The sequence below is a fragment of the Photobacterium sp. genome, from assembly GCF_033720175.1.
In the GTDB taxonomy this organism is placed as follows: Bacteria; Pseudomonadota; Gammaproteobacteria; order Enterobacterales; family Vibrionaceae; genus Photobacterium.
This window is the reverse complement of sequence record NZ_JAWWDA010000001.1, coordinates 32,494-54,918: the sequence shown is the minus strand read 5'-3', so window position 1 is coordinate 54,918 and position 22,425 is coordinate 32,494. Positions and strand designations below refer to the sequence as shown.

At 44.8% G+C, this 22,425-nt stretch carries 20 protein-coding genes and 1 riboswitch; of the genes, 12 read left to right on the top strand and 8 right to left on the bottom strand.

The genetic code is table 11. The annotated features are described in order from the left end of the window. Positions 1-17: 17 nt before the first annotated feature. Complete coding sequence (locus R3289_RS00230) at positions 18-1,406, bottom strand: sodium:alanine symporter family protein (protein WP_318923207.1); 1,389 nt, start codon at positions 1,404-1,406, stop codon at positions 18-20. Between the two features lie 81 nt (positions 1,407-1,487). Beyond that, a riboswitch (glycine riboswitch) is annotated at positions 1,488-1,606 on the bottom strand. Between the two features lie 833 nt (positions 1,607-2,439). Between R3289_RS00230 and R3289_RS00225 the strand changes: the two genes are divergently transcribed. From R3289_RS00225 to R3289_RS00215, 3 genes are all read left to right on the top strand, one after another. Next, positions 2,440-3,144, top strand: a complete 705-nt coding sequence (locus R3289_RS00225; RefSeq protein WP_318923206.1) for a DNA-binding response regulator — start codon at positions 2,440-2,442, stop codon at positions 3,142-3,144. Positions 3,145-3,263: 119 nt separating this feature from the next. Continuing rightward, the gene (locus R3289_RS00220; protein WP_318923205.1) at positions 3,264-4,394 is read left to right on the top strand and encodes a J domain-containing protein; all 1,131 of its coding nucleotides are present in this window, start codon (positions 3,264-3,266) and stop codon (positions 4,392-4,394) included. Positions 4,395-4,586: 192 nt separating this feature from the next. Next, positions 4,587-5,288, top strand: a complete 702-nt coding sequence (locus R3289_RS00215) for a hypothetical protein (protein WP_318923204.1) — start codon at positions 4,587-4,589, stop codon at positions 5,286-5,288. 54 nt (positions 5,289-5,342) lie between these two features. Here R3289_RS00215 and ptcA read toward each other — a convergent pair whose 3' ends face one another. Both ptcA and R3289_RS00205 read right to left on the bottom strand, forming a co-directional pair. Further along, positions 5,343-6,389, bottom strand: a complete 1,047-nt coding sequence (gene ptcA, locus R3289_RS00210) for a putrescine carbamoyltransferase (protein WP_318923203.1) — start codon at positions 6,387-6,389, stop codon at positions 5,343-5,345. 347 nt (positions 6,390-6,736) lie between these two features. Then, positions 6,737-7,372, bottom strand: coding sequence for a TetR/AcrR family transcriptional regulator (locus R3289_RS00205; protein ID WP_318923202.1), 636 nt, complete (start codon positions 7,370-7,372; stop codon positions 6,737-6,739). A gap of 564 nt (positions 7,373-7,936) precedes the next feature. Here R3289_RS00205 and R3289_RS00200 point away from each other — a divergent pair. The 5 genes from R3289_RS00200 (at position 7,937) to R3289_RS00180 (ending at position 12,253) form a co-directional block, all read left to right on the top strand. Beyond that, on the top strand, positions 7,937-9,343 hold the full coding sequence (locus tag R3289_RS00200) for an APC family permease (RefSeq protein WP_318923201.1): 1,407 nt from the start codon (positions 7,937-7,939) through the stop codon (positions 9,341-9,343). A 29-nt stretch (positions 9,344-9,372) separates the two neighbouring features. Further along, positions 9,373-10,464 (top strand): agmatine deiminase, encoded by a 1,092-nt coding sequence (gene aguA, locus R3289_RS00195; RefSeq protein WP_318923200.1) that lies wholly within the window; start codon positions 9,373-9,375, stop codon positions 10,462-10,464. Positions 10,465-10,659: 195 nt separating this feature from the next. Continuing rightward, positions 10,660-11,259, top strand: coding sequence for a beta-phosphoglucomutase family hydrolase (locus R3289_RS00190; RefSeq protein ID WP_318923199.1), 600 nt, complete (start codon positions 10,660-10,662; stop codon positions 11,257-11,259). A gap of 85 nt (positions 11,260-11,344) precedes the next feature. Beyond that, complete coding sequence (locus R3289_RS00185; RefSeq protein ID WP_318923198.1) at positions 11,345-11,833, top strand: hypothetical protein; 489 nt, start codon at positions 11,345-11,347, stop codon at positions 11,831-11,833. Positions 11,834-11,923: 90 nt separating this feature from the next. Beyond that, a complete protein-coding gene (locus tag R3289_RS00180; protein ID WP_318923197.1) occupies positions 11,924-12,253 on the top strand; it encodes a hypothetical protein in 330 nt (109 codons plus the stop codon). Positions 12,254-12,815: 562 nt separating this feature from the next. Here the strand turns inward: R3289_RS00180 and def are convergent. Together def and R3289_RS00170 are read right to left on the bottom strand one after the other, a co-directional pair. Then, positions 12,816-13,343 (bottom strand): peptide deformylase, encoded by a 528-nt coding sequence (def, locus tag R3289_RS00175; protein WP_318923196.1) that lies wholly within the window; start codon positions 13,341-13,343, stop codon positions 12,816-12,818. 46 nt (positions 13,344-13,389) lie between these two features. Beyond that, positions 13,390-13,785 (bottom strand): VF530 family DNA-binding protein, encoded by a 396-nt coding sequence (locus R3289_RS00170; RefSeq protein ID WP_318923195.1) that lies wholly within the window; start codon positions 13,783-13,785, stop codon positions 13,390-13,392. A 232-nt stretch (positions 13,786-14,017) separates the two neighbouring features. Here R3289_RS00170 and R3289_RS00165 point away from each other — a divergent pair, with 232 nt between their 5' ends. After that, entirely contained in the window at positions 14,018-14,833 is an 816-nt protein-coding gene (locus tag R3289_RS00165; protein ID WP_318923194.1) for a bifunctional 5,10-methylenetetrahydrofolate dehydrogenase/5,10-methenyltetrahydrofolate cyclohydrolase, read from the top strand. A 114-nt stretch (positions 14,834-14,947) separates the two neighbouring features. On the opposite strand, the gene R3289_RS00160 is transcribed toward R3289_RS00165, so the two are convergent. Further along, positions 14,948-15,313, bottom strand: a complete 366-nt coding sequence (locus R3289_RS00160) for a hypothetical protein (protein ID WP_318923193.1) — start codon at positions 15,311-15,313, stop codon at positions 14,948-14,950. A gap of 326 nt (positions 15,314-15,639) precedes the next feature. On the opposite strand from R3289_RS00160, the gene R3289_RS00155 reads away from it, so the two are divergent. After that, entirely contained in the window at positions 15,640-15,921 is a 282-nt protein-coding gene (locus R3289_RS00155; protein ID WP_318923192.1) for a hypothetical protein, read from the top strand. Between the two features lie 141 nt (positions 15,922-16,062). On the opposite strand, the gene rihA is transcribed toward R3289_RS00155, so the two are convergent. Further along, a complete protein-coding gene (rihA, locus tag R3289_RS00150; protein ID WP_318923191.1) occupies positions 16,063-17,001 on the bottom strand; it encodes a pyrimidine-specific ribonucleoside hydrolase RihA in 939 nt (312 codons plus the stop codon). Positions 17,002-17,284: 283 nt separating this feature from the next. Here rihA and R3289_RS00145 point away from each other — a divergent pair, with 283 nt between their 5' ends. Next, a complete protein-coding gene (locus R3289_RS00145; protein ID WP_318923190.1) occupies positions 17,285-19,423 on the top strand; it encodes a plasmid pRiA4b ORF-3 family protein in 2,139 nt (712 codons plus the stop codon). Between the two features lie 105 nt (positions 19,424-19,528). Here the strand turns inward: R3289_RS00145 and R3289_RS00140 are convergent, their stop codons facing one another. After that, entirely contained in the window at positions 19,529-21,604 is a 2,076-nt protein-coding gene (locus R3289_RS00140; RefSeq protein WP_318923189.1) for an alpha-amylase, read from the bottom strand. A gap of 332 nt (positions 21,605-21,936) precedes the next feature. Here R3289_RS00140 and R3289_RS00135 point away from each other — a divergent pair, with 332 nt between their 5' ends. Next, positions 21,937-22,416, top strand: a complete 480-nt coding sequence (locus R3289_RS00135) for a YbaK/EbsC family protein (protein ID WP_318923188.1) — start codon at positions 21,937-21,939, stop codon at positions 22,414-22,416. Positions 22,417-22,425: the final 9 nt, after the last annotated feature.

Genomic DNA, 22,425 nt, shown 5'->3' with positions numbered 1-22,425 from the left:
ATTTTTATCTTAAAAGATTAAGCGGCTTGCGTTGTAGCCTGAGACGCTGACTTTAGCTGGCCAAAGTAATATTTACTTTCAGAGATAACAACGTTACGCAGCAAGATCAGACCGATCAGGTTTGGCACTGCCATCAGGCCGTTGACGATATCAGCGATTAACCAAATCATATCGAGCTTTATGAAAGCCCCGCCGGCAATCAACACCAGGAATATAATTTTGTAAGGTAAAATCGCCTTCACACCAAACAGATACGTGATACAACGCTCACCGTAGTAGTTCCAGCCAAGAATGGTGGTAAAGGCAAAGAACATCAGGCCAACGGAGACCATCAGCGGGCCCCAGTAGGCAGAATCTAAACCCGCAGCAAACGCGTAGGTTGTCATTGCGGCACCGGCATAGTCACTTTGCCACGCACCCGTAACAACCAGAGTTAGACCTGTCATGGTACAGATAATGATGGTATCGAAGAAGGTACCCGTCATTGATGTTAGCCCTTGCTGTACACAAGAGTCGGTTTTCGCCGCGGCTGCCGCCATCGGTGCACTGCCAAGGCCCGACTCATTCGAGAACACACCACGTGCAATACCGGATTGAATCGCCAGCATGATACCCGCGCCAACAAACCCGCCGGTTGCAGCCTGACCGGTAAAAGCCGAGCTAATAACCAGAGCAACGGCCGCTGGCAGGGCGTCGGCTTGCGACGTCAGTACTAACAGACACGCCAGAATATAGAAACCAGCCATTACCGGAACGACTTTACTGGCAACGCTTGCGATAGATTTAATCCCGCCCAGAGTCACCGTGGCGACTAAGATCGTCAGCAATACGGCGGTGTATTCTTTCGGTACCTCAAAAGACAGGTAAGCAGCATCAACAATCGCATTGACCTGTGGGAAGGTACCAATACCGAAACAGGCCACACCTAAGGCAAAGAAGGCAAACATTTTTGCCAGCCATTTGCTGCCAACACCTTTTTCAAGGTAATACATCGGGCCGCCAAGCATTTGGCCGTTTGCATCTTGCTCGCGATATTTTACTGCCAGCAGGCATTCAGCATATTTAGTTGCCATCCCAAATAAAGCGGCGATCCACATCCAGAGAAGGGCGCCGGGTCCACCTAGTTTAATCGCCGTCGCAACGCCAACAATGTTACCCGTCCCGATGGTTGCAGACAGGGCTGTGCAGAGCGCAGCAAAACTGGAGATATCTCCCGATCCTTTAGTGCGGTTCTTATTTGAAAATACGTAGCTTAACGCTAATGGTAAATAGCGAATTTGTATAAAACCCAGGCGCAGTGTGAGGTACAAGCCTGTGCCCACCAGCAGCAATAGCAGCGGTGGTCCCCAAACGAGGTTATCAATAACTTGAAGTGTATTTTGTAGCGTATCGTGTAGCGGATTCATTATTCCCCCTTTAAAAATCAAAGGAAGAGATACAGAACAACAGAAACGTGGGATTAACAGAAAATATTTCTGGCTGTTGAACTTATCTCCTCTGTCCTTTTGCCTGAGAGTTTCACCTTCCAGCGATGTGCAACTAGTGCAACGCGGGTCGGTTTGCTCCTTCGGCGCCCGATTTAACGGATCTCTCCAGAGGCTCCTCCAACAACAGTCCATACCGTAAACGGTGCCTGAAAGATTAACGTTTTGTGCTTGAACAGTAACAAGCGAGGTAAAACGCTTACTTCTTCGGCGGGCTAACTACCTATCTATTTGTCAATAGATAAAGCGCCACTCTCCTGCTGTCTTCATCGGAACTCATTTTTCGAGCCGCAATACTAATTGATAAATATGCGGTTGTCTGCAAAAAAATACAGGCAAAAGGTTAAAAAATCACGCCGCTGAAAGTTAAGGGGTTAGGCGTGTATTTCTTGGTATAACGAGAACAGGTTAACGGTAGTAGGCATCAACGAAGAAATGGATGTTTTTGTGAGCACAATCAAGTGTTAAAAAACTAAGACTGAATCACGCCTTATCACTTTTTTATGATTCAGTCTTTTTTTTACGACGCTATAAATTATATAAGTGATAGTTTATTTTGGAATAAGAACAGCGCCTTGTTATTTTATTTTGACATATAAGCGCGGCCTCTAAACATATAATATTCTGTAACTGTCTGATTGCTGCAGCGTAGCAGAATTTTATTTTTTCATTGCTTAATTTTGAGACATATTTTCCAAGCTGGATTTATTTGGTTTTTTGGCCGTTAATTATTCATATGTAAGGTTTTTTTTGTCGTACTTTACATACACTTACTTGTATTTTTCTATACATTCATCGACACGGAGTGTCTATTACGAATAGATTTGCCTAGTACTTAGTTGTGTAATTCATTTTAGTTGCATATCAGGTAAATCGTTTGGAATTTAATTGGTATGTACATACTTGCTTTTATAGTGAGATGCATGAGTTATGGTGCTGGCAGTAAGGTGAAATTGTGATTTGGGTTAGTTGTTATCATCAAGATAAGCAGACTGAAGCGGAAGAAAACCTGAAGCTGTTTCATAGCGTGGTTGATATTTCGCCTTTTGAACTTTTGTCAACAATGACAGGGCATGAGTTGATTTTTCTTGAGGTAGAGAACTCATCGTCAGAAGGCTTTGAGTTGTTACAAGCCGTCAAGAATCGTTTTCCATCAACAAAAGTGGTCGTGGTTTACCATGATCTGGATGCCGATTTAGCATTAAATGTGTTACGTGCGGGTGGGGAAGATGTACTGAGTGCAAGAGCAACACGGCAACAGCTGGAAGAATGTTTCAGTCGCATGCATACGCATACGATTGAAATGGGTGACGATGATGACTACCAAAACCGAGAGTTATCGATCAAACCGGCACTGAAAATTATCGATGAAAATATAAGTGCTCCACTCAGAGAACAAGATTTGGCGAACGCCTGCCATTACTCTCCGACTTATTTTTCCCGCCTGTTTCATAGCATTATGGGGGTGACCTTAAAGCAGTACATCATAAAGAAAAGGCTAGATTTAGCTTGTGGTTTATTAATCTCAGACCGAGGGAAAATTGCATCTGTCGCCACTTCGGCAGGATTTAAAGATGTGTCCTACTTCTCTCGGGTTTTTAAAAAGCATATAGGCTGCTCGCCGGGTGAGTTTCGGATGAAAAAACATAATTTCAATTGAGTTAATAAGTTTGTTTTACTTAGTCTTTTTGTTCCGTTATAACGCTTAAAGTTGTTCAATATATTGAATTAGAATATATTCTCTGTAGAGACTTTTCGGTATTTAATTAGAATGACAGAATGGCATCTTTCCACGATATCTTAGGCACAGATAAAAATACCTCCAGCGATGAAGTAAAACGTCGTTATAAATTGCTTTCTACTCGTTTTCACCCTGACAAGGGGGGCTCGAAGGTGATCATGCAGCTTGTTTCTCAAGCCTATGATCAGGTAGGGAAGGGGAAAGGCGATGAAGAAGCCGTGCACACTTGCTATATCAAAGACCCTGCAATTGATAACTATGTGCTAAAAATTCAGCGGCTGGAGCGAGATTATCAGCAGCTCAAAGAGTCTAACGATGTTGTGAAACGAAAGTTGAAGCAGGCGGATCAAGAGAATAAGCAAAGGCTTAACTCCGTTGCGAGGCAAGCTAAAGCAGAAAGTGAAGAAAAAAAACTGCGAGCAAAAAATGATGAATTACAAGCACAGCTGATAAACGCCCGGCGAGAACTGAGAAAAAGATGGCGGGGTGTTAAGCCGTTTGAATCGGCTTCAGACAACAAGTCAGGGGTTGTTTTGTCGCAGAAAGTGTCGGCGCAAATCAAATCACTTGGACGATTTAACGCTCGTCGGATTGCACTACTTATGATCTTTCCGGCCATTTTTTTGATGCTGATGTCGATGCTGGGTAAAGAGCCCTGGTTGGCTCTGTACGCTATGGTTAAAGGCCCGACTGACAAACCGAAAACGGTGGTGACAGTATTAGCGATTAACCCGGCTGACTTGGTTTCTCAGCAACGGCCACGGCAAGCCACAGAACAGGAAACCGTGGTATCGGCCAAGCCAGAGCCTGACGTAAGGATCAAAATGGCCCAAGTCACGGGCTCGTGGCAGTATCGGCATTTTGAAGACACTCAGCAGCCTTATGTTTCAGTCAGGAGCGAAAAGGGATCCTATATTGTGAAAAGCTGTGAAGGGGGCTTTAAATATTATCGCAACGACAACCTTCGTTCACGTCGTTTGCCCGCCAACATGGTTTTAGAGCGTCGAGATCGTCACTTTACAATCTATAAGCTTGCTTATGGTAACGGCTCATCGGTTGCGAACTGGTCTGAAAGTAAAAGCTTGCTGATTAACGAAGAATATTTTCCGAATAAAGGATTTGCAGGATCCTACAATCAACTGACGAAAGCATGCCAAGCGACGAGTTAACGGCGCATTATTCTATATTTTTTTGAGCTCTGACCGCTGACATTATACCAATTTGAATAATTACACTAATTGGTATTCTTCACACTTTTTGTTGAAAAAATAACCATAAAAATAAACACAGTTTCCCTGAGCGGAAACAGTCTCGACGGTTTTTTCGGTTATCATTTAGCAAATAATTGCGAGGGATTAGCTATGACAATGACGAGCTTAGATGTAAGTAAAAAGAAAGTAGTAGACTTTCAAATCCAGAGTTTGCAAGGCTGCGATGAGCAATATTTGCTGTCGCTGTTTAATGAGGAAAAAGCCAAAAAACAAGAACAAGATGCAGCTTATTACCTGGTCTTCGAGCAAAGCGTACCGTGCTTTCACTCATTAAAAAAACAGCGTATTCAGCTTGATGCTGAAAATCGCTTTCCGATCAAAATGATCGCCACCGACTGTGCCGTCGCAGAGATCGAAGTCGATTTCCCTTTAGCATTTTATCGCTCGTGTCAGCGAACCGAAATTTTTGATTTGCTACTGTCGTTAAGAGAGCAGTGCAGTCATTATACTTTTAACCTGCGCTTAAACCTGGATGATATTGCATCCCATTATGAAGTTAATGACATTGCCAAGTTGTGCATTGTTGCCGGAGCGGACAACCTGACTCTGGCTGTTGACGGCAAACTATCTGAGCAAGAAGAATCTTATATCATTCTGATATCTAACCTTTTGAAGAGTCTTTATGTTGCCGATAGCTGTGGCCTAATTTATGCGGGCCTGACTGCCCCACAAGAGCTGGATAAATTGGTCGTACTATCGAAAGAGGTGCTGGGTGATGCCTGGGTGCAAAATAAACAACTTAGGTTTGAGTACTCATTGCGCGATAAACATCTTGAGGAGCTTTGGGGATAACGGTGCCAGACAGCACCGTTAATCATTGCATTATTTGATGAACTGAATACCCAATTACAAGGTGTTGAGAAAACTTTCAATTTTCGTTTTGTGTGCCATTACGGTTTCTTCTGATGGCACTTTATTGTGACGATAAGTCAGGTATACCAGCAGGGCCATTTGAGCCGTTAGGCGGTTTTCTGCTTCATCAAAAATAATCGAACGGGAAGACTCCATTACTTCACGGGTACATTCACGTTGGTCGTTGGCTGGCAAACAGTGCATAAACATCGCATCCGGGCCGGCTTTTTCCATCAAACCTTCAGTGACGACATAGTCTGGAATGAAAGTCGACAAACGAATGTCTTTTTCATCTTCCTGGCCGAACCAATAGAAACTATCGGCAACGATAACATCGCAACCTGCAACCCGATCTGTGTCATCAGTGATCACTAACTTGCCACCCGATGATTCGCAGTTCTCTAAAGCAATATCAATCCATTTTTGCGGTGCTTTGAAACGCTCAGGACAAATGTGCTTAAATGTCATGCCAAATTTTGTGCAGGCAAACATCAGTGACGAAGCGACGTTTGTTGCATCACCGACGAATGCAACAGTCAGATCACCCAATGATTTACCTTCCGGTAAGTGTTCCATCATCGAAAACAGATCGGCCATGATTTGGGTGGGGTGCAGCCAGTCACATAATCCGTTAATAACAGGAACGCTCGCATGCTCTGCTAATCCGGCCACGGTACTGTGTTCATCAACACGCGCCATGATCACATCCACCATTCTTGAAAGAACACGGCCAGTGTCTTCTAGCGACTCTTTTGCACCAAGGTGAATGTCTTTAGGTGATAAGAACAGGGCATGGCCACCCAGCAGTGTTGCCGCGGTCTCAAATGATACCCGAGTACGGGTAGAGGGCTGCTCAAAAATCATCGCAACCGACTGGCCCTTGAAAAGCTGAGGAATAGCATTGTCACTACGGGCCTGTTTCAGCATAGCCATCAGCTCAAGAATATCGGTCAGATCTTTTTTCGTAAAGTCTTGAGTTTTAAGAAAATGGCGTAGACCTTCTTTATGTAAATTCGTTGCGCTTGAAGATGGTAATTTCATAATAGATCCCTATTACTTTTTATTTTATGAATGTTATTTCAACATGCAAAGTGATTGTCTATGGTGGTTATTTATTTTGGTGAGATATATCTGAATGTTTTTGTATATCCCCCCTTGGTGTATGACTAATTATCGATTAGGTAAGTGCGGATTTCTGAAACCAGAATCACTAATCGGTATAGCGGACACGAACACAATAATATTCTCGTGCATTCTCACATTTTTATTATTCATCATGACGTGATTGTCGATATTTAATTCTAATGATGATGAGAGCGAAAAATAAAGGGCTAGACCACGCTGATTAATAAGCTTGGTCTAGCCCTTTATTTTTAAATAGGATAGGACTAATGAAATGAAATGTCTTCGGTGGTTGTTTCGTCAGGTTTAGGCAGGTATTTAGGTAAATAAACGCCAAGGTACGCTTCAGTCAATATTACCGCTTCACGGGCCATCGCGGTGGGGATATTGCCATTTTCCCGGTAGTTCATAGAATAAACTTTATCTGCAACCTGAAGGGCAATTGCAAATATATTCACATCTTCAGGCAGCTGAGGCAATTTAAAATAGGTACGATAGATACGCTCGACTTGCTCAGCTAGAACAACATCATTTTCGGCATCGGCATGTCTGATTGAGGAATATGTGTGCTGACCGAGTAAAATCCTTTGCACTAAAGGGTTGCTGCTGTAATAGGTCACAAACCCTTGTTCAACCATGCGGTTAATATCACTCCAGTGGTGAATGTTCTCTGGCTTTATCGCTGAGGTCAGTACTGACTTAAAATCTTCAAAGATGTCTTCCATTAACCGATAGACTAAGGCTTCCATATTGGGGTAGTGGTGGTATACCGTTGATGTTGCAATTGAAGCCTCCTTGGCAACATCATAAATGGAGATATTATTAATGTCTCGGTTTGATACCAGGGTTGTTACAGCCTTATGTATTCGATCTAAACGCTCTTGAGTGGATTCTTTTTTCATCTTGGCCTCTATAATCTGCGGACAAATCCATTGCCGTATTTTAAACATGGCTGTAATCACTAGATCGGGTGTATCCGATGTGTGTCCCTCCAGCACATACGCTACCACTATCAGCCGGTATGATGAAAGCCACCATGGCCTAAAGTATAGATAAGAAGGAAACGGCAAGGTTATTGTCTCTTTCTCTGTAGAACAACATACCGCTCTATACACAGTAGATAAATTGATCAGAATCAAATTTCTGCTTTGTATGCCATTACGGACGATTTTTTATCTTAGCTATCACGAAGTGAGCGGTGTATTGAAACGCAATGTCGATAAGTGATTTTCATAACAATAAATAAATCGATAGTTTGATTAGATAATTACCAGTCGAGCGGATTAATTCATGAAGGGTTTGAATTTTAATTCAAATTCATGGTTGTTGATTTTAATGATGGTACTGAAGAAAGTAGTGACGGGATGAAAGCGAAATATTGCTAATTAAATAAAAACCAAATGAATGGCTGAATAGGATTGTGACTGGTAAAGACAGGCATCTATACAGCAGATGGAGAAATAGATATGGAAACGAAAAAATCTACAGGGAAAATGGGGGTCACAAGCTTAGCGTTATTTAGCCTGTGTGCAGTTATTGTTGTCGATACATTAACAGCTTCAGCGTCAATCGGGGTCAGCTCTATTGGATGGTGGCTGATCACTTTGTTCGTTTTTGTTATTCCTTATGGGTTGATCACCTCAGAGCTAAGTACAACGTATCCTGGTGACGGGGGGATTTACGATTGGGTCAAACAGGCATTTGGATATAAATGGGCGGTTAGAACAACCTGGTTCTACTGGATAAACGTCGGTTTGTGGATGCCTGCCGTATATATTATGTTTGCAGGAATGTTTGCAGAATTATTTATGCCGGACCTTTCTTTATTTGGTCAAATTGCCATATGTATCGTATTAACCTGGTTAACGATCTGGGTCTGTAATGTCTCTGTCGACGTCGGTGTATGGGTCACCAATATTGGTGCGGTATTGAAAGTAACGGTTATTAGCGTTCTGGGTTTTGGTGGTTTCATTTATGCTGCGAAGAACGGGGTAGCTAACGAATTTAGTCTATCTGCAATCATGCCGTCGCTCGATACCGGGGTCGCTTTCCTGCCAGCTTTGGTTTTTAACCTGATGGGGTTTGAATTAGTTGCGACCATGACGAAAGAAATGAAGGATGTACGTGATCTTCCTAAGTCTATCTTCTTGGCGGCAATTATCACCGCATTCCTCTATGTCTTTGGCACTATTGGTATTTTAATGGCCTTGCCAGTTGAAGATATCGGTCTGGTCGCCGGTATTATAGACACCTTGAGGAAACTGTTTGGTGAGGGGGCGTTTGGGCAGTTCATGGTGTACGTCATTGGTACCATGGCGCTATTGACCTTCATTGGTAACATGGTGACCTGGACCATGGGTGCCAGCCGGGCTGCCGCCGAAGCTGCCAGCGAAGGAGAGTTACCTGCGGCCGTCGGCAGAATGTCTGAAAAATTCGATACCCCTGTAGGAGCCAACAATATTACGGGGATTGTTTCTACTGTCGTGATTATGGCCTACGCAGTGTTTGCACAAAATAGTGATGAACTGTTCTGGTCGGTGTTTGCATTCTCCAGTTGTATTTTCTTGTTGCCATATCTGTTCATGTTCCCTTCTTATCTGAAATTACGTATCAGCGATGGCGATAAGGAACGTCCGTTTAAAGTACCTGGCGGTATGGCGGCGCAGTGGAGCCTCAGCATTATCTGCTTCCTTGTTATTGCACAGGCCGTGTTGCTCTTCATCTTCCCGGATCTCATCACCATGACGGTCGATTGGGTCTATAGCGCCCCGGTACTGATTGGCGTCATCGTCACCATCGCGATAGGGGAGTACTTACTGAAACAGGCAACAAGCCGTAAGCAGAAGAATGAATATCAAGAAAACATTGCGTAGTTATTGGACTGAAATCTAAAGGTGGAAAAATGAGTAAGCAATTAGAAACTACCCCTAAAAAAGATGGATTCCGGATGCCGGCAGAGCATGAAGCACAATCCGGTATATGGATGGCATGGCCTGAGCGCACAGATAACTGGCGCTTCGGTGGAAAACCTGCCCAAGCAACATTTGTTGACGTTGCCAAAGCAATTTCAAAAACCACCAAAGTGACAATGGTCGTCAGTGCCGGTCAGTATGACAACGCGCGTTCTATGCTTCCTGAAAACGTCCAACTGCTGGAAATGAGTACGGATGACTCATGGATGCGCGATATCGGCCCTTCCTATGTGGTAAACGACAACGGTGAACGACGCGGTATTGACTGGCATTTCAATGCCTGGGGAGGTCTGGAAGACGGTCTCTACTTCCCATGGGATAAAGACGATGCCGTTGCTCGTAAAGTTTGCGAGGTTCTGGGTGATGAAAGCTACCGCGCGCCTGTGGTGTTGGAAGGCGGGTCTATTCATGTTGATGGGGAAGGAACGCTGTACACGACCGAGGAATGCTTGCTGCACCCGAGTCGAAACCCCGATTTGTCAAAACAACAAATTGAAGAAACACTGAAAACGTACTTATCCGTTGAAAAAATCATCTGGATCCCCAACGGGCTGTATAATGATGAAACAAACGGTCATGTCGATAACCTGATTCATGTGGTTGCGCCGGGCGAAGTCGTTTTGACCTGGTGTGACGATGAGGCCGATCCCCAGTATGAGATTTCTCGCAAAGCGCTGGATGTCTTATCGACGGAAACAGATGCCAAAGGACGTCAGATCAAGGTGCATAAATTACCTATGCCTGGCCCGCTTTATATTTCAGAATCAGAAGCTAGCGGCGTAGATGTTTCAGATGGTATGGAGCGCGTACCGGGTGAACGTCTGGCTGGCTCATATGCAAACTATCTGGTTTCTAACAAGCATGTCATCTACCCGCTACTCGATCCTGAATGTGACGCTGAGGTTGGCGTATTGCTGCAGCACCTTTATCCCGGCTATGGAGTCACAGGTGTCGATGCTAGAGAAATCTTATTGGGAGGTGGCAATATTCATTGTATTACCCAGCAGATCCCAGCCGTTTAACCGTTAAGTAATACGCAATCCTTCTCAATATCATTGTTAACGAGCTTGTTAATTTACTTATTGGGAAGGATTGTTCCGTTGCAGTGGTTTAAGCTTAATAAGATCAACTATTTTTGATCACACCGCAAAAATAAAGAAAGCCATGAAAATAATTTGTTATATTGCCTTTAGAACCTGGAACTTAAGGAAAAGTGCATGGATTTATCAGCATATAAAGGCATTATTTTCGATATGGACGGCACATTGATCGATTCAATGCCGGCTCATCTCTACGCATGGAAGGCGGCCTGTGAAGAGTTTGGGATCCCTTTTGATTATGACTGGTTTTACAGCCTGGGCGGCATGCCGACGATTAAAACTGCTCATGCAGTGAATGAAAAGTATCAGCTTGATTGTGACCCCACTTTGTTGGCCGAAACTAAAATTAGCTGTTTCGAAGCGATCGAACATAAAGGCGATATCATTCCACAAACATTTGAACTGCTAAAGCTGCACAGAGCCGATAAAAAAATCGCAGTCGGAACGGGATGCCAGAAAAGGCATGCTGATGAATTGCTGGAAGTAACCGGCATTCTCTCACTGTTAGATGCGTTGGTAACCTCGAATGATGTCGAGAATCACAAACCAGCTCCGGATACATTCTTAGAAGCAGCCAAGCGAATTGGCCTGGCGCCTGTCGATTGTGTGGTCTTTGAAGACACTGATTTAGGGCGTTCTGCCGCCCTGGCAGCGGGAATGGATTGCTATCTGGTTGTTGATGGTAAAATCACCGAATTTACGCCAGCAAAGGCATAGAAAGCGGCCAGCCCTAACTCTCATCTCGCAACTTGTCTTTCACTTCGGTATCCTTAGCGGCCTGTACCGAGACTCGATTGCCACAATGAAAAAAACAGATGAACCGCAAGAGCCACAACAGATATTTTCTCATGCAGAAAGAAAAGGAAAGGGAGATTGCAAGGGTGAAAAATATCCGATCTCCGAAGCTCGTTTCTGGACGCAAAGATTAAGCAAAACAGGCTTACGAGCACTGCATATCTTAGGCGTTGCAGCATCCAGCGGCGGAATACTATATGGCGTCGATAAACACCTGTGGGTAGGCTGGTGGGTGTTAGCCATGTCGACAGGCCTGATCATGATGACGCTGGAAATAATCCGTTCACGTCTGTGGATCATTCAGCTAAAAGGCGTGCTGACCTTCGTTAAACTGGGATTGTTAGCCTCGTTCTGGCTGATCCCTCAGCACAAGCCGGCGTTATTTATCAGCATTCTCGTTATGTCGGTCTTTATTGCCCATGGTCCGGCGGGATTGCGGCATTATTCCATCTGGCATCGACGACGTATTGATGAAAAGCGGAATGTAAATGGCTGAAATCATAAATATAAAACATAATTTTTTTGCGTAAGCAAAATTCTCCTATTACAATGAGGTATAAATTCTGACACCGACAGGAGAAAGTCAGTGAAAGTAGTTCTTAGTGTCATTTTTGCAGTTTTAGCGTTATCAGGGTGCTCTAAATCGGTCGACGAACAAGCAGATGACTATGTGGATGTCAGTTTTTCTTTGTGTGGAACTAAAGTAAAAGCCTATTCGCAAGGGGATGACGGCAAAATCCGTGTGATCTGTGATAACGACAGCTATTTTCTTGTTAAGAGCGAAGAAACCTTAGCCTATATGCAAGAACTGAACGGCGCATACTGTCACGGCAAAGGTTTCTCGTTGTTTAATGAGCGCAAAAACTATTACACCTTTACCTGCGCTGATGACAGAAACTTCAATATTCCGAAGTAATCTCGATTACAGGTATATTCTTTCATTCATTAAAAAGTAGCTTAACGCTGCTTTTTTTGTTTTTGACCGGATCTATTTCGTAATCCAGTTCGACTGCTTCTGGGGTATTCTGCTTTACCGGGTCAATTCAGAGCGTTGTCAGCCGTTTGAGTTTATAACAGCAAGGAAAAGTGTGCGTTCGCTAGATAACATTCTATCTAATTGATGCAATTAATAATTGTTGGGATTAGAGTGGGAGCAGTTGCATAAAGTAAGCGCGTTTGTTGTGAATCTGTATTGGTTTTTCCTGGTTGGTTTATTGAACGACTATCACGTCCACCAATTGCTATTCTGAATCATAAAGAGTTGTGTGGAACGATTCCTAAGATATCTGGTATGAGTATTTCTCCTCAACTTCAAGCTCAGATTGTTTATCAAATCAAGCAATATAATGTTGAGCAGGATAGAGCCTTTGAAAAAGCAAAAGCTGCTTAACTGGATGATACCTGTAATCAAAATAAGTGACATGTCTCATTCAATCGTGCCCTGAGCACTACGCTACTAATGCCAAAGAATTCTGTCTTTACTGGCTGATCCCCATCAGCTTCTGATACTCGTTCTCTGTGACGACATCGTGCTTGCCTGCTCGGTCGAGGAAGACAATGCCGTTGAGGTGGTCGAGTTCGTGCTGGAAAATTCGCGCAATAAAACCGTCGAACTCTGTTTCAATCACCTGGCCTGATTCGGTTTGGTAACGAACCTGTATACGTTTATGGCGGTTCACTTTGGCTCTTATTCCCGGGATGCTGAGGCAGCCCTCCCAGTCCTGTTCCATCTCATCGCTTTGCCAAAGCAGTTCGGGGTTGAGCATGGCTGTTGGCTCCATCAATGGAGCGTGGGGATAGCGAGCGTTAGGGCGAGAGGCCACAATAAAAGCGCGTACCGACTGGCCAACTTGAGGGGCGGCAATACCGACCCCCTGATATTTGCTCATGATATCTTTAAGTGATCCAAGGAAAGGAGCAGATTGTTCAATCTGTACAGACGTCAGGGTGACCGCCTGTGCTCTTAAGATGGGATTGCCGAGTTGGATTATGTCTAAAGCAGGCATTGTCTTACCCCTATCATTGAAGAGCTCACGTTAATATTAGATAAGTCTATCGGCGTTTAGGGTGTCTGCGTGATGATTTTTCTTTATGCGCAGAAGCCGCTTTTGCCTGAGAAAGCAGGATTGACTCAACGGTTAGTACCATCGGCTCACGTGGCACGATGCCGACTGGAAAAGTACGCTTACGAGGTGGTAATGCAAAGTCTTCTTCGCTTGCTCTTGGCATGCGCTTATAGCGGGATAAATAAAACGCTTCTACTTTTTCGCGTGCCCACTCTGTTTTGCGAAGAAACTTAAGGCTACCTGCAATGGTGGGGTTGGTATTAAAACAGTTGAAACGCATAGCGGTGTCGAGGATATCCCAGCCATAAAAATCGACAAGTTCTGTGAGTAAAGTTTCTAATTTAAGGCCGTGTAACGGGTTGTTTTGTTGTTCTTCTAGCATTGCTGTTCCTAAAACGGGTATATATGGGCAGGATCTGCGCGCATTATACTGCTTACTGCTACGTAATGGATAGCCCTTAAGCGCTGAGACGCGAATCATCGGCGAGATAGTAAAGTCTATGCGTCACTCAATCCAGAGATGTGACTCAAAACACACTTTCATTGTTCTAACGCATAGTGTTATAAAAATCAGTTGGTTATAAAGTCACAATCAGTCACAAGTGTGAAGAACAATGAAATTAGTAATCAATACAATCTATGAAGCAAAACTTGAAGAGCTTAAAAGTAAAATCACGACTTTAAGCATGCCAGTACAACTGACTATCGTTACTGTTGGGGACGATCCCGCCAGTAAAGTTTATGTCCGCAATAAAATCCGTCTATTTGATCAACTCGGTCTTGAATGTCATCACATCACATTGGCAGAAGAGACAACGGTCCAGGCGGATCTTGATATACTTGCAGCGAATGCGGATCATCCTATTTTATTCCAGCTGCCATTGCCGAGCGGACTTACCGCTCCCGACCTACCTGTCGACATCGATGTGGATGGATTTGGTTCTGCGTCGCTGGGTCAGTTAGTACTGGGTCAGAACATCGTTCTTCCTTGTACCGTGCAAGCGACGATAGATATTATATCGGCTCATTGTGGCGAGCATAATTTTGCCGACCTCAAAGTGGCCGTGGTTGGTCGCAGTAATATCGTTGGCAAGCCTTTGGCTATTGAGCTTATTAACCGTCAAAGTACGGTCGCCAGCTTTAACAGCCGTTCAGATCTCTTCGCGGTAGACTGGAATAAATATGATGTCATCGTCGTTGCAACCGGTGCTCACGGTATTTTAGACAACTCACAGTTTATCGAAGGCCAGCTTATCATTGATGTTGGAATTAATCGCGTAGACGGAAAGTTGGTCGGCGATATTAAGCATCACCATGGGATGGTAACGGCGGCATCAATTACACCAGTTCCCGGAGGTGTAGGTCGACTTACCTGCCTGCATGTTCTGGGCAATGCCGTGAAGCTGATTGAATCCTATCAGGCGGGATAAAAAGCCATCAAGAAAAGATAAAAAGCCTCAGAATTTTAACTCAGGCTTTTTATTTACATCAGCAGCAGGTTGAAAGCGTCATTGAGATCGCGATTTCAATTGGCTTAGCAGGAATTATGCTGCAGGCATCAACAGTTGTCCCAGGTAGCGAACAACATGCGCGGCATCTTGTGCGGCGCTGTTTACTTTGGCAATGATCGCTTGGGCACGTACGTCATCCGCTTGCAGGCTAGCCTTCACTTTCTCGTTCATGGCTTCGGCCATTTCTAATTTCTGCTTACAGTCTTGAAACAGTGCCGATAGGAACTGCATTTCAACTTCACCGCCCTTGGCAAATAATTCAGCCGCAATGGTATAAACCGTGTGAAATTTTGTTGCCATGTCTTTTTTGTCAGCCTGGCTTTCTTTTGCCCAGTCAGCTGCCCATCCTTTGAAGATTACGGCGATTTGTGGCATTGGGGCGATGTTAACTTGCTGCATTGCGTGTTTGTCCTTGGGTTCGTCTGGAACGAGCATAGTAAAGGAGCACAGAAACGGTTTAAAGGAATAATCTTTTTCAATGCATTGGCTGACTAAAAAGTAGCCAATAAAAAGGCCTGTAGCGGAGTTATAAAAAAGGTTTATGTTTTGGCTTCGGAGTTCGGGTTTCCTGAACTGCCTGAGCCAATTAATAATATTCCCGAATACTAAATTAACATCCACTTATTTAACGCTATCAGTATATTTCCAATAGATTAGTTGCAAATCTGTTGCAAGCTAGGTCGTAACGTACTACTGTTGTTATATACAGTTGTCGGGAGGCGCTTATGATTAGAGTTAACTTCGAACTGGCAAAGCAAGCATATGGTAAAGTATTGAAATACCCTTACGGCGGCGAGATTGAGCAGCATGAATATCAGGCATTGAGGGTGTTTAAGCAGGATCTTGCCCGAGCAGGAATGCCCATTGATAGTGCCTTCGATTTACGATTAAAAGCCGCTGGATATCGTAATATCGCCACACGGCCAGCTAAGGCGCACCGGCCATTGCCAGCCTGCGTATTAAATCAAATGAGCAAAAGCTGGAAACACGAACATGGTTATTATTAGCGGTGAAAGCAAAGGCCTCGGAATCGGAGGCCTTTTTTAGTGCTGCGTTTTCTTGAGCGGGAGCTGGTTCTGACCATTTGTTCCTTAGATCCCGCATAAGCTTTTCATTTTACGGAATGATAACACACGAACATCACACCATTATTTCGAATAGTTTTCTAAGCGCTCGGCGAGCAGATCAACAAAGCCTTGGCGGTTAATATCATACAGTACCGTGGCGTTGGCCGGATTATTGGTGAGCTGGTAACGATCGACCACTGTCATACCTAAGCTGTGGTTTCCCTGGGTTTCAATACCAACCCAGCAATTTTGCGGCTGGAACAGTTCCGGTTTTAATAGCCATGCAATGGTACATGGGTCATGCAGTGGTGCGCCTTCAAATCCCCACTTTGGATCGCGATGATAAATCATAAAGAAATCGAGTAACTCAGCGACGACGTTTGCAACGGGGTTGGCGATCGCTCTGATCCTCTCAATATCTTGATCCATTATCTGGGCCCGGTGGGTGACATCCAGCCCGCACATAGTGATAGGAACACCAGATTTAAAGACGATATCCGCCGCTTCAGGATCGACAAAAATATTAAATTCGGCCGCTGGCGTCCAGTTACCGGCTTCGGCGGCACCTCCCATCAGAACAATTTGTTCAATATTCTCATGCAGTTCACGGTGGCTTGCCAGTAACAGGGCGATATTGGTCAGTGGCCCTGTCGGTACCAGTGTTACCGGTGTTTTTGATTCTCTCAGAATATTCGCCATTAATTCAACGGCATGAATCGGTTGTGGCTTAAATCCGGGATCGGGTAATACCGGGCCATCTAATCCGGTTTCACCATGCACGTTGTCGGCAATGATCAGTTCGCGGGAAAGCGGCTTGAGTGCGCCGCCAGCAACAGGAATATCCGTTCTGCCAACCAAGGTCAAAATCCGTAATGCGTTGTTAAGGGTTTTCTCGGGCGTTTGATTTCCTGCGCTGGTGGTAACGGCTTTAATATCCAGTTCTGGACTGGCACAAGCCAAGATCAAGGCAATGGCATCATCATGACCTGGGTCACAATCGAGAATAACGGGGTACGACATAGAGATCTCCTTCTGTATATCGCCACACTATATCTGTTTCGAGAGTGAGTGCTGTGATCCATCTGTCATAAAAAAGCAAGGATTGATAGTAAAGGTGATGCACATGATAAGTTGATGTATCTGGTTGGTTTTTATATTAAAAAACATCGTGTCGTTGGCTTGTCTATACTGTTTAACACATTCAATGCCGGTAACTCTGGTCGACAGCGCCGAACAATTAGAGTCAGGGGTTTACGGGCTTTATGACAAATACTTCTTATTTCAATACAGCAGAGCAAATATCGTGAAATTATCAACATTTATAGGTGCCTTCGAAGATTATCTTGAGAATAATGCAGCAAAGGATTTGTCTGTTCTTCCCCAAGATATTCAGTTGCTGCTGGAAAGCCCGTTATCCCTTAATTATATCGTCACAATGGGGTGTGCCAGCCCCTATGATGTTGAGAGTGATGAATTTGACTTATTGCTGCAGTGGCTTGAATATTCAGCAGGCCATTTCTATCTGCTGAAACGCAATGATCCTGAAATGTTTGAGCAGTTTAGTGAAATAGTGTCAGCGATTCTGATAGCCCTGCTGGAAGACGACAAGATTAATCCTGATTGTGCCTATCAGGTTGTCAGGGTGTTGAAAAGCCACCAGGTCTCAGTCCCGGAAGAGGTTATGAGCTGGTTGCAGAAAATCTATATCGATAATGACAATCACACCGGCACCTATGTTATCGATTCCCCCGACGGTTTGATAAGCCATATACATGCGTCAGGTATTAGAAATGGCGAAGATTTTGTGGTGTTAATGATGAGTGAATTAGCCATGCTGCCTGAGGGGGGAGTAGCACAGCTGCTAAGTATTGTGTCGGAACTTCATTGGTATCTGGATGCTGCGGTTATCTTACTTGCTCATCAGGATGAAAATGTCAGGGTTGAAGTTCAGGATTTTTTGCAGCAACTGCCAGATAGGGAATGGTCAAAACTGTCGAATATTAAGTATCTTAGCCTTCTTCGCTACCATGCTGGTGTCAGCCTGAAAGTAGATCTTGAACGCTGGCAACGTCTCACTCTTCGGGCACAAAAACACGATGAGAACGATACTGAGGTGCTAGAAGTGCAGGCTTCTATGCCTGATGGTCAGGATGCCGTAGTGCTGATGCTGCTGTTAAAGCGGGATAATGAGTATTCTATATGGAGCGGGATGTTGCGCCTGGATCTGGGGATTGTTGATGGAATGTACCGTCCTGACGTTGATATGGAAGAGTGGCGCCAACTGAAAAGTATGGCAGCAGAAGATGTCGATGCTATGGCGGTGTCTTTGGATTACCCGGCGAAGGTGTTTCCCTGGTTGCTGGCTGTTGGACAAAAAGCGAGTACCTGGATCGATATTGAAACACTGTTGCTGCTTGCGCGGGTGCCTTTGTCCTGGGGCCAGCCACAACCGATTAGATTGCTGGATGTAATTAAGGAGTTTGAGACCGATCCGTCTGAACGTGAGATCAACTTGGCTCGATCATGTAGTGCGATGATTTTAGATCATCCTATTATCCAGACCTGGTTAGAAATTGATCTGCCGGCAGGGTGTAAAACGGTGCGGGATGTGATCAATAAGGTCTATTTGGCCGATCGGTCTTATCTGGCCAAACGTCTGGTGCTGAGTGGACTGCTGTGTCGTTACCAGCTGAAATCGGAACTGAGGGCTGATGACGAGAAGCTCTTTATGCTTTGCGCCTACGATCTTCTGGTGAACGATCTTAAACGTAAGAAGCTGCCGTTACTGGAGCAATTGGCTGAACGATCACTATCAGCAAGGGGTGAACAGGCTGTATTTTTAGCGACTAACAAATTGGCTATGCAACCGGGGCACGGGTATGTGCTTAAGGTTGAATTAAATGATGTCAGCCCGGCGGTATGGCGGCGGTTTACTGTCAGCAATAAGTGCAGTTTGCTTGATTTGCATACCGCAGTTCAGGTCGTGATGGGCTGGGACGATGCCCATTTATTTGAGTTCCAAAAAGGCAAAACCCGATATTCACCAGATTTTGAGGGCAATGTTGATGGCGCTATTGATAACGATGATGAAGGGTTTGACGGGCTTGCTGCCATCCCTCTGGGCAGTTTGTTAAAGAAACCTAATGACAGTATTTATTATATCTATGATTTTGGCAATAATTGGCACCATACCATTACCCTGGAAAGAATTAATAAAAGGGATTGTTTAACACCGGTAGTGACCGCTGGGAAAAATAGATGCCCGCCTGAAGAGTGTGGTGGCGTACCCGGTTATCAAGAGTTATTGGAGGCGTATAAATCAAAAGAAGCCGGCGCTCTGGAACAGCTTGAATGGTTTGGCTGGGATGAAGACGGCTTTGATCCGAAAGCCTTTGATAAAAAGACTGTGAATCAGCAGCTGCAGCATGTATTTTCTGACTAGGCTGACGGGCTTTACTGTTTTAAATCAAGCCAGCTAAGTGCTAAATAGCTGGCTTGATTTATTGATAAGGTAGCAGGTCTTGAAATAGGTTTAATCAGCTCGGGCTTATTTTTGTTTACCTGCAAATACGACAACAACTTTGTCGCCATCCAACTCGCGGCTGAAGGCGTAGCCTTGATTTTGCGCCAGAACTTTAGGTTTACCGGCGCCTATTGCGGGATGGCTCTGGCGGAATTGCCCCAGTTTTTGCCAGTGTTTGAGTAAACTCTGGCGCTCAGCATCGGGCGTCCAGTTCATGTCAGAGCGGGTACCATGATGGAAATCATCGGCATAAAGGCCATGCTCACGAGCAACTTCATCACCGTAGTATACTTGAACTGCGCCAGGAGACAGCAGTAGTGCTGTCGCCGCGCCACGCTGCATTTCAAAGGATTTATAGCGATTAAAGTACAATTCAGTATCGTGGGAGGATAAATAGCTGACCGCATTAAAATCCTGATGCTTAGCCAGGGAATCGGCATAGTATTGATAGGTATCGGCCATTTCACTGAAACAGAACGCCCCTGGGTCGACCTTTTTCTGCATGTCAAAGTTGATCAGCGCATCAAAACCATCGTCATAGTAAAAACTACGGCTAGGGCCGTGCCCCCACACTTCTCCCATCATCCAAAATGGGGTGTTACTCTCAACCTTGTTGTTTGTTCGCCACGTATCCAGGCTGGCGGTGGCCTGTCGTTTTAGCTGTTTCCACACATCTCCAGTGACGTGTTTTACTGTATCGACACGGAAACCATCAATACCAAAGCGTTTGACCCAATCTGACTGCCATTCAACCAGATAGTCAGCAACCCGATAGTTGGCACGATTTACGACGTGTGTCCCCGGGTTATCGAGCAGCCATTGCGGCGGATTTACAAAGTCTTGTGCTTCGGTTCTGAAATCAGGCAAGCCAGCTAAGGTTAAAGTCAGATCGCCAGAGCCCGGGGCAGGGTAGCCCGGTAATCCTGCACGCACCCAGTCGCCACCCCACCAGTTTGCCCAGTTAGGTGACGAATAATCGATGTTTTTATGATAACTGTGCCAACTCTCTCCCTTGCCCGGTTTCCAGTCGCCCCAGTTTGATGGCAATTCCGATTCAGCGGCAATGACCTTTATCCCTTGATTTTGAAGATCCGCCAGGGTGGAATAGCCGGGGTGGTTGATAACCGCATCCATTAAAATCTTAATACCGCGCTTGTGGGCTTCTGTTACTAAGGTTTTTAAATCCTCCTCGCTGCCAAAGTTGGCATCAAGCCGGGTGAAATCACGTGTCCAGTAGCCATGATAAGAATAAAATGGGAAGGATCCGCTTTCACCGCCACCGACAAAGCCATGGACTTGCTCGACAATAGGCGAGAGCCAGATAGCATTTGTCCCCAGGCTTTTGATGTAATCCAGTTTCGCGGTGATACCCGCCAGATCGCCGCCATGGAAAGTGGCCACTTCGTCTTTACCGTCTTTCTTGCGGCCATAGCTGTGGTCGTTTTCAGTGTTGCCGTTGTTAAAGCGATCGACCATAACAAAGTAGATATTGGCGTTGCGCCATTCAAAGCTCTGAGATTCTGGCTTGATCTTCTTTACGGGCTCAAGCAGTAACAGACCGCCACTCTCTGCGGCAGGTGTTAAAGTGATTTGCCCGTTTTTGACCTGGGCCTTATTTCCGCTGTATGTATCACGCAACCAGGTACCGTCCGGGAAAGAATCTTCCAAGCTGACTGAGATTTCTCCTCCGGCATAAATATCGCAGCTAACTTTTGGCAGTGGCCGCTTGAATTCGGTTTTGCTTTGCTTAGGCTGGCGTTTAATCAGCAGAGTCTTGGCGTTGGCATCGAAATGAAATGCATAGTCACCAGAAAAACGAATCTTTATGGGCAGTACGGTATTTTCACCACAGTTAAGCCCCAACGGTTGGTTAAATTTTACTTTTGCCACTGGCTCCGCGATGCAGTCGCCTGTCAGATCTGAGACTGTCAGGGTGTAGTCAGCTTTATTGAGCGGTACGACCAATGGGCTGTCAGCAGACAAGGGATAGTCGCGACTATTGGTCGGGGTGGCGACAGTGATCGATGGAGCGGCCATCACAGGTAGGGCTGTGGCAGGCAGAGCCGCCATTAGAGCAAAGGTAGAGAGAGTCCTTTTCATAGTTCATTATTTTTGTTGTTAATAAGGTAATATCAAATATATTGAAGACATAGATAAATGTAATCATTCTGCTTACTACTCCCCCCAGTGATAATCGAGGGCGTAGGCTGTTTATATCCCGGTCTAAATAATTATGTTGGCGCCGAACACTGCACCCTGAAGTCTTTTGGGTTCAAGGTAATCTGTTTTGATCGCGCTCACCGGAAGAACAGCTGAAACTAAAAGACTTTAATATTAATTATTTATCGGTAACAAGCCTCACCGATATAGCGGCGCATTTTATTTTCTGCGAACTATAATTTTAGGGCTACTTTATTAAAGGAGAACAACTCATGAGTGTCGTACCAAGAGTGAGTGCATATCTGGATAAAGCCCATGTTCATTATGAGTTACTGAAACACGCAAGGAGCTTTAATTCCCTGAGTTCGGCCATTGCATCTAATATCCCGTTAACTCAAGTTGTCAAAGCGGTGATACTTGAAGATCATGAAAGCCGCAAGTTGATGGCCATTTTACCTGCCAGTCATAAAATTAATTTAAGCACATTAAGTGAAGAATTGAACCGGCAGCTCCATCTGATGAAAGAAGAAGACGTTTTTGAATTATTTAAAGACTGTGAACACGGCGCGGTTCCCCCGGTTGCGCAAGCCTACCATATGGATAGGGTTTACGATGAATGTCTGTTGGAACAGCCAGAACTTTACCTTGAAGCGGGTGATCATGCTTACTTAATGCAATTGAAGAAAGATGGGTTTATCCAGCTGATGGATGACGCAAAATGTTTGCACTTCAGTAACCAGGTATTTGATTAAGCGTTTAAC

Bases quoted from the DNA above. Each gene is read 5' to 3' on its own strand.
- R3289_RS00230 (WP_318923207.1), bottom strand. From the start codon at position 1,406: ATGAATCCGCTACACGATACGCTACAAAATACACTTCAAGTTATTGAT.
- R3289_RS00220 (WP_318923205.1), top strand. From the start codon at position 3,264: ATGGCATCTTTCCACGATATCTTAGGCACAGATAAAAATACCTCCAGC.
- R3289_RS00215 (WP_318923204.1), top strand. From the start codon at position 4,587: ATGACAATGACGAGCTTAGATGTAAGTAAAAAGAAAGTAGTAGACTTT.
- ptcA (WP_318923203.1), bottom strand. From the start codon at position 6,389: ATGAAATTACCATCTTCAAGCGCAACGAATTTACATAAAGAAGGTCTA.
- R3289_RS00205 (WP_318923202.1), bottom strand. From the start codon at position 7,372: ATGAAAAAAGAATCCACTCAAGAGCGTTTAGATCGAATACATAAGGCT.
- R3289_RS00200 (WP_318923201.1), top strand. From the start codon at position 7,937: ATGGAAACGAAAAAATCTACAGGGAAAATGGGGGTCACAAGCTTAGCG.
- aguA (WP_318923200.1), top strand. From the start codon at position 9,373: ATGAGTAAGCAATTAGAAACTACCCCTAAAAAAGATGGATTCCGGATG.
- R3289_RS00190 (WP_318923199.1), top strand. From the start codon at position 10,660: ATGGATTTATCAGCATATAAAGGCATTATTTTCGATATGGACGGCACA.
- R3289_RS00185 (WP_318923198.1), top strand. From the start codon at position 11,345: ATGAAAAAAACAGATGAACCGCAAGAGCCACAACAGATATTTTCTCAT.
- def (WP_318923196.1), bottom strand. From the start codon at position 13,343: ATGCCTGCTTTAGACATAATCCAACTCGGCAATCCCATCTTAAGAGCA.
- R3289_RS00170 (WP_318923195.1), bottom strand. From the start codon at position 13,785: ATGCTAGAAGAACAACAAAACAACCCGTTACACGGCCTTAAATTAGAA.
- R3289_RS00165 (WP_318923194.1), top strand. From the start codon at position 14,018: ATGAAATTAGTAATCAATACAATCTATGAAGCAAAACTTGAAGAGCTT.
- R3289_RS00160 (WP_318923193.1), bottom strand. From the start codon at position 15,313: ATGCAGCAAGTTAACATCGCCCCAATGCCACAAATCGCCGTAATCTTC.
- R3289_RS00155 (WP_318923192.1), top strand. From the start codon at position 15,640: ATGATTAGAGTTAACTTCGAACTGGCAAAGCAAGCATATGGTAAAGTA.
- rihA (WP_318923191.1), bottom strand. From the start codon at position 17,001: ATGTCGTACCCCGTTATTCTCGATTGTGACCCAGGTCATGATGATGCC.
- R3289_RS00140 (WP_318923189.1), bottom strand. From the start codon at position 21,604: ATGAAAAGGACTCTCTCTACCTTTGCTCTAATGGCGGCTCTGCCTGCC.
- R3289_RS00135 (WP_318923188.1), top strand. From the start codon at position 21,937: ATGAGTGTCGTACCAAGAGTGAGTGCATATCTGGATAAAGCCCATGTT.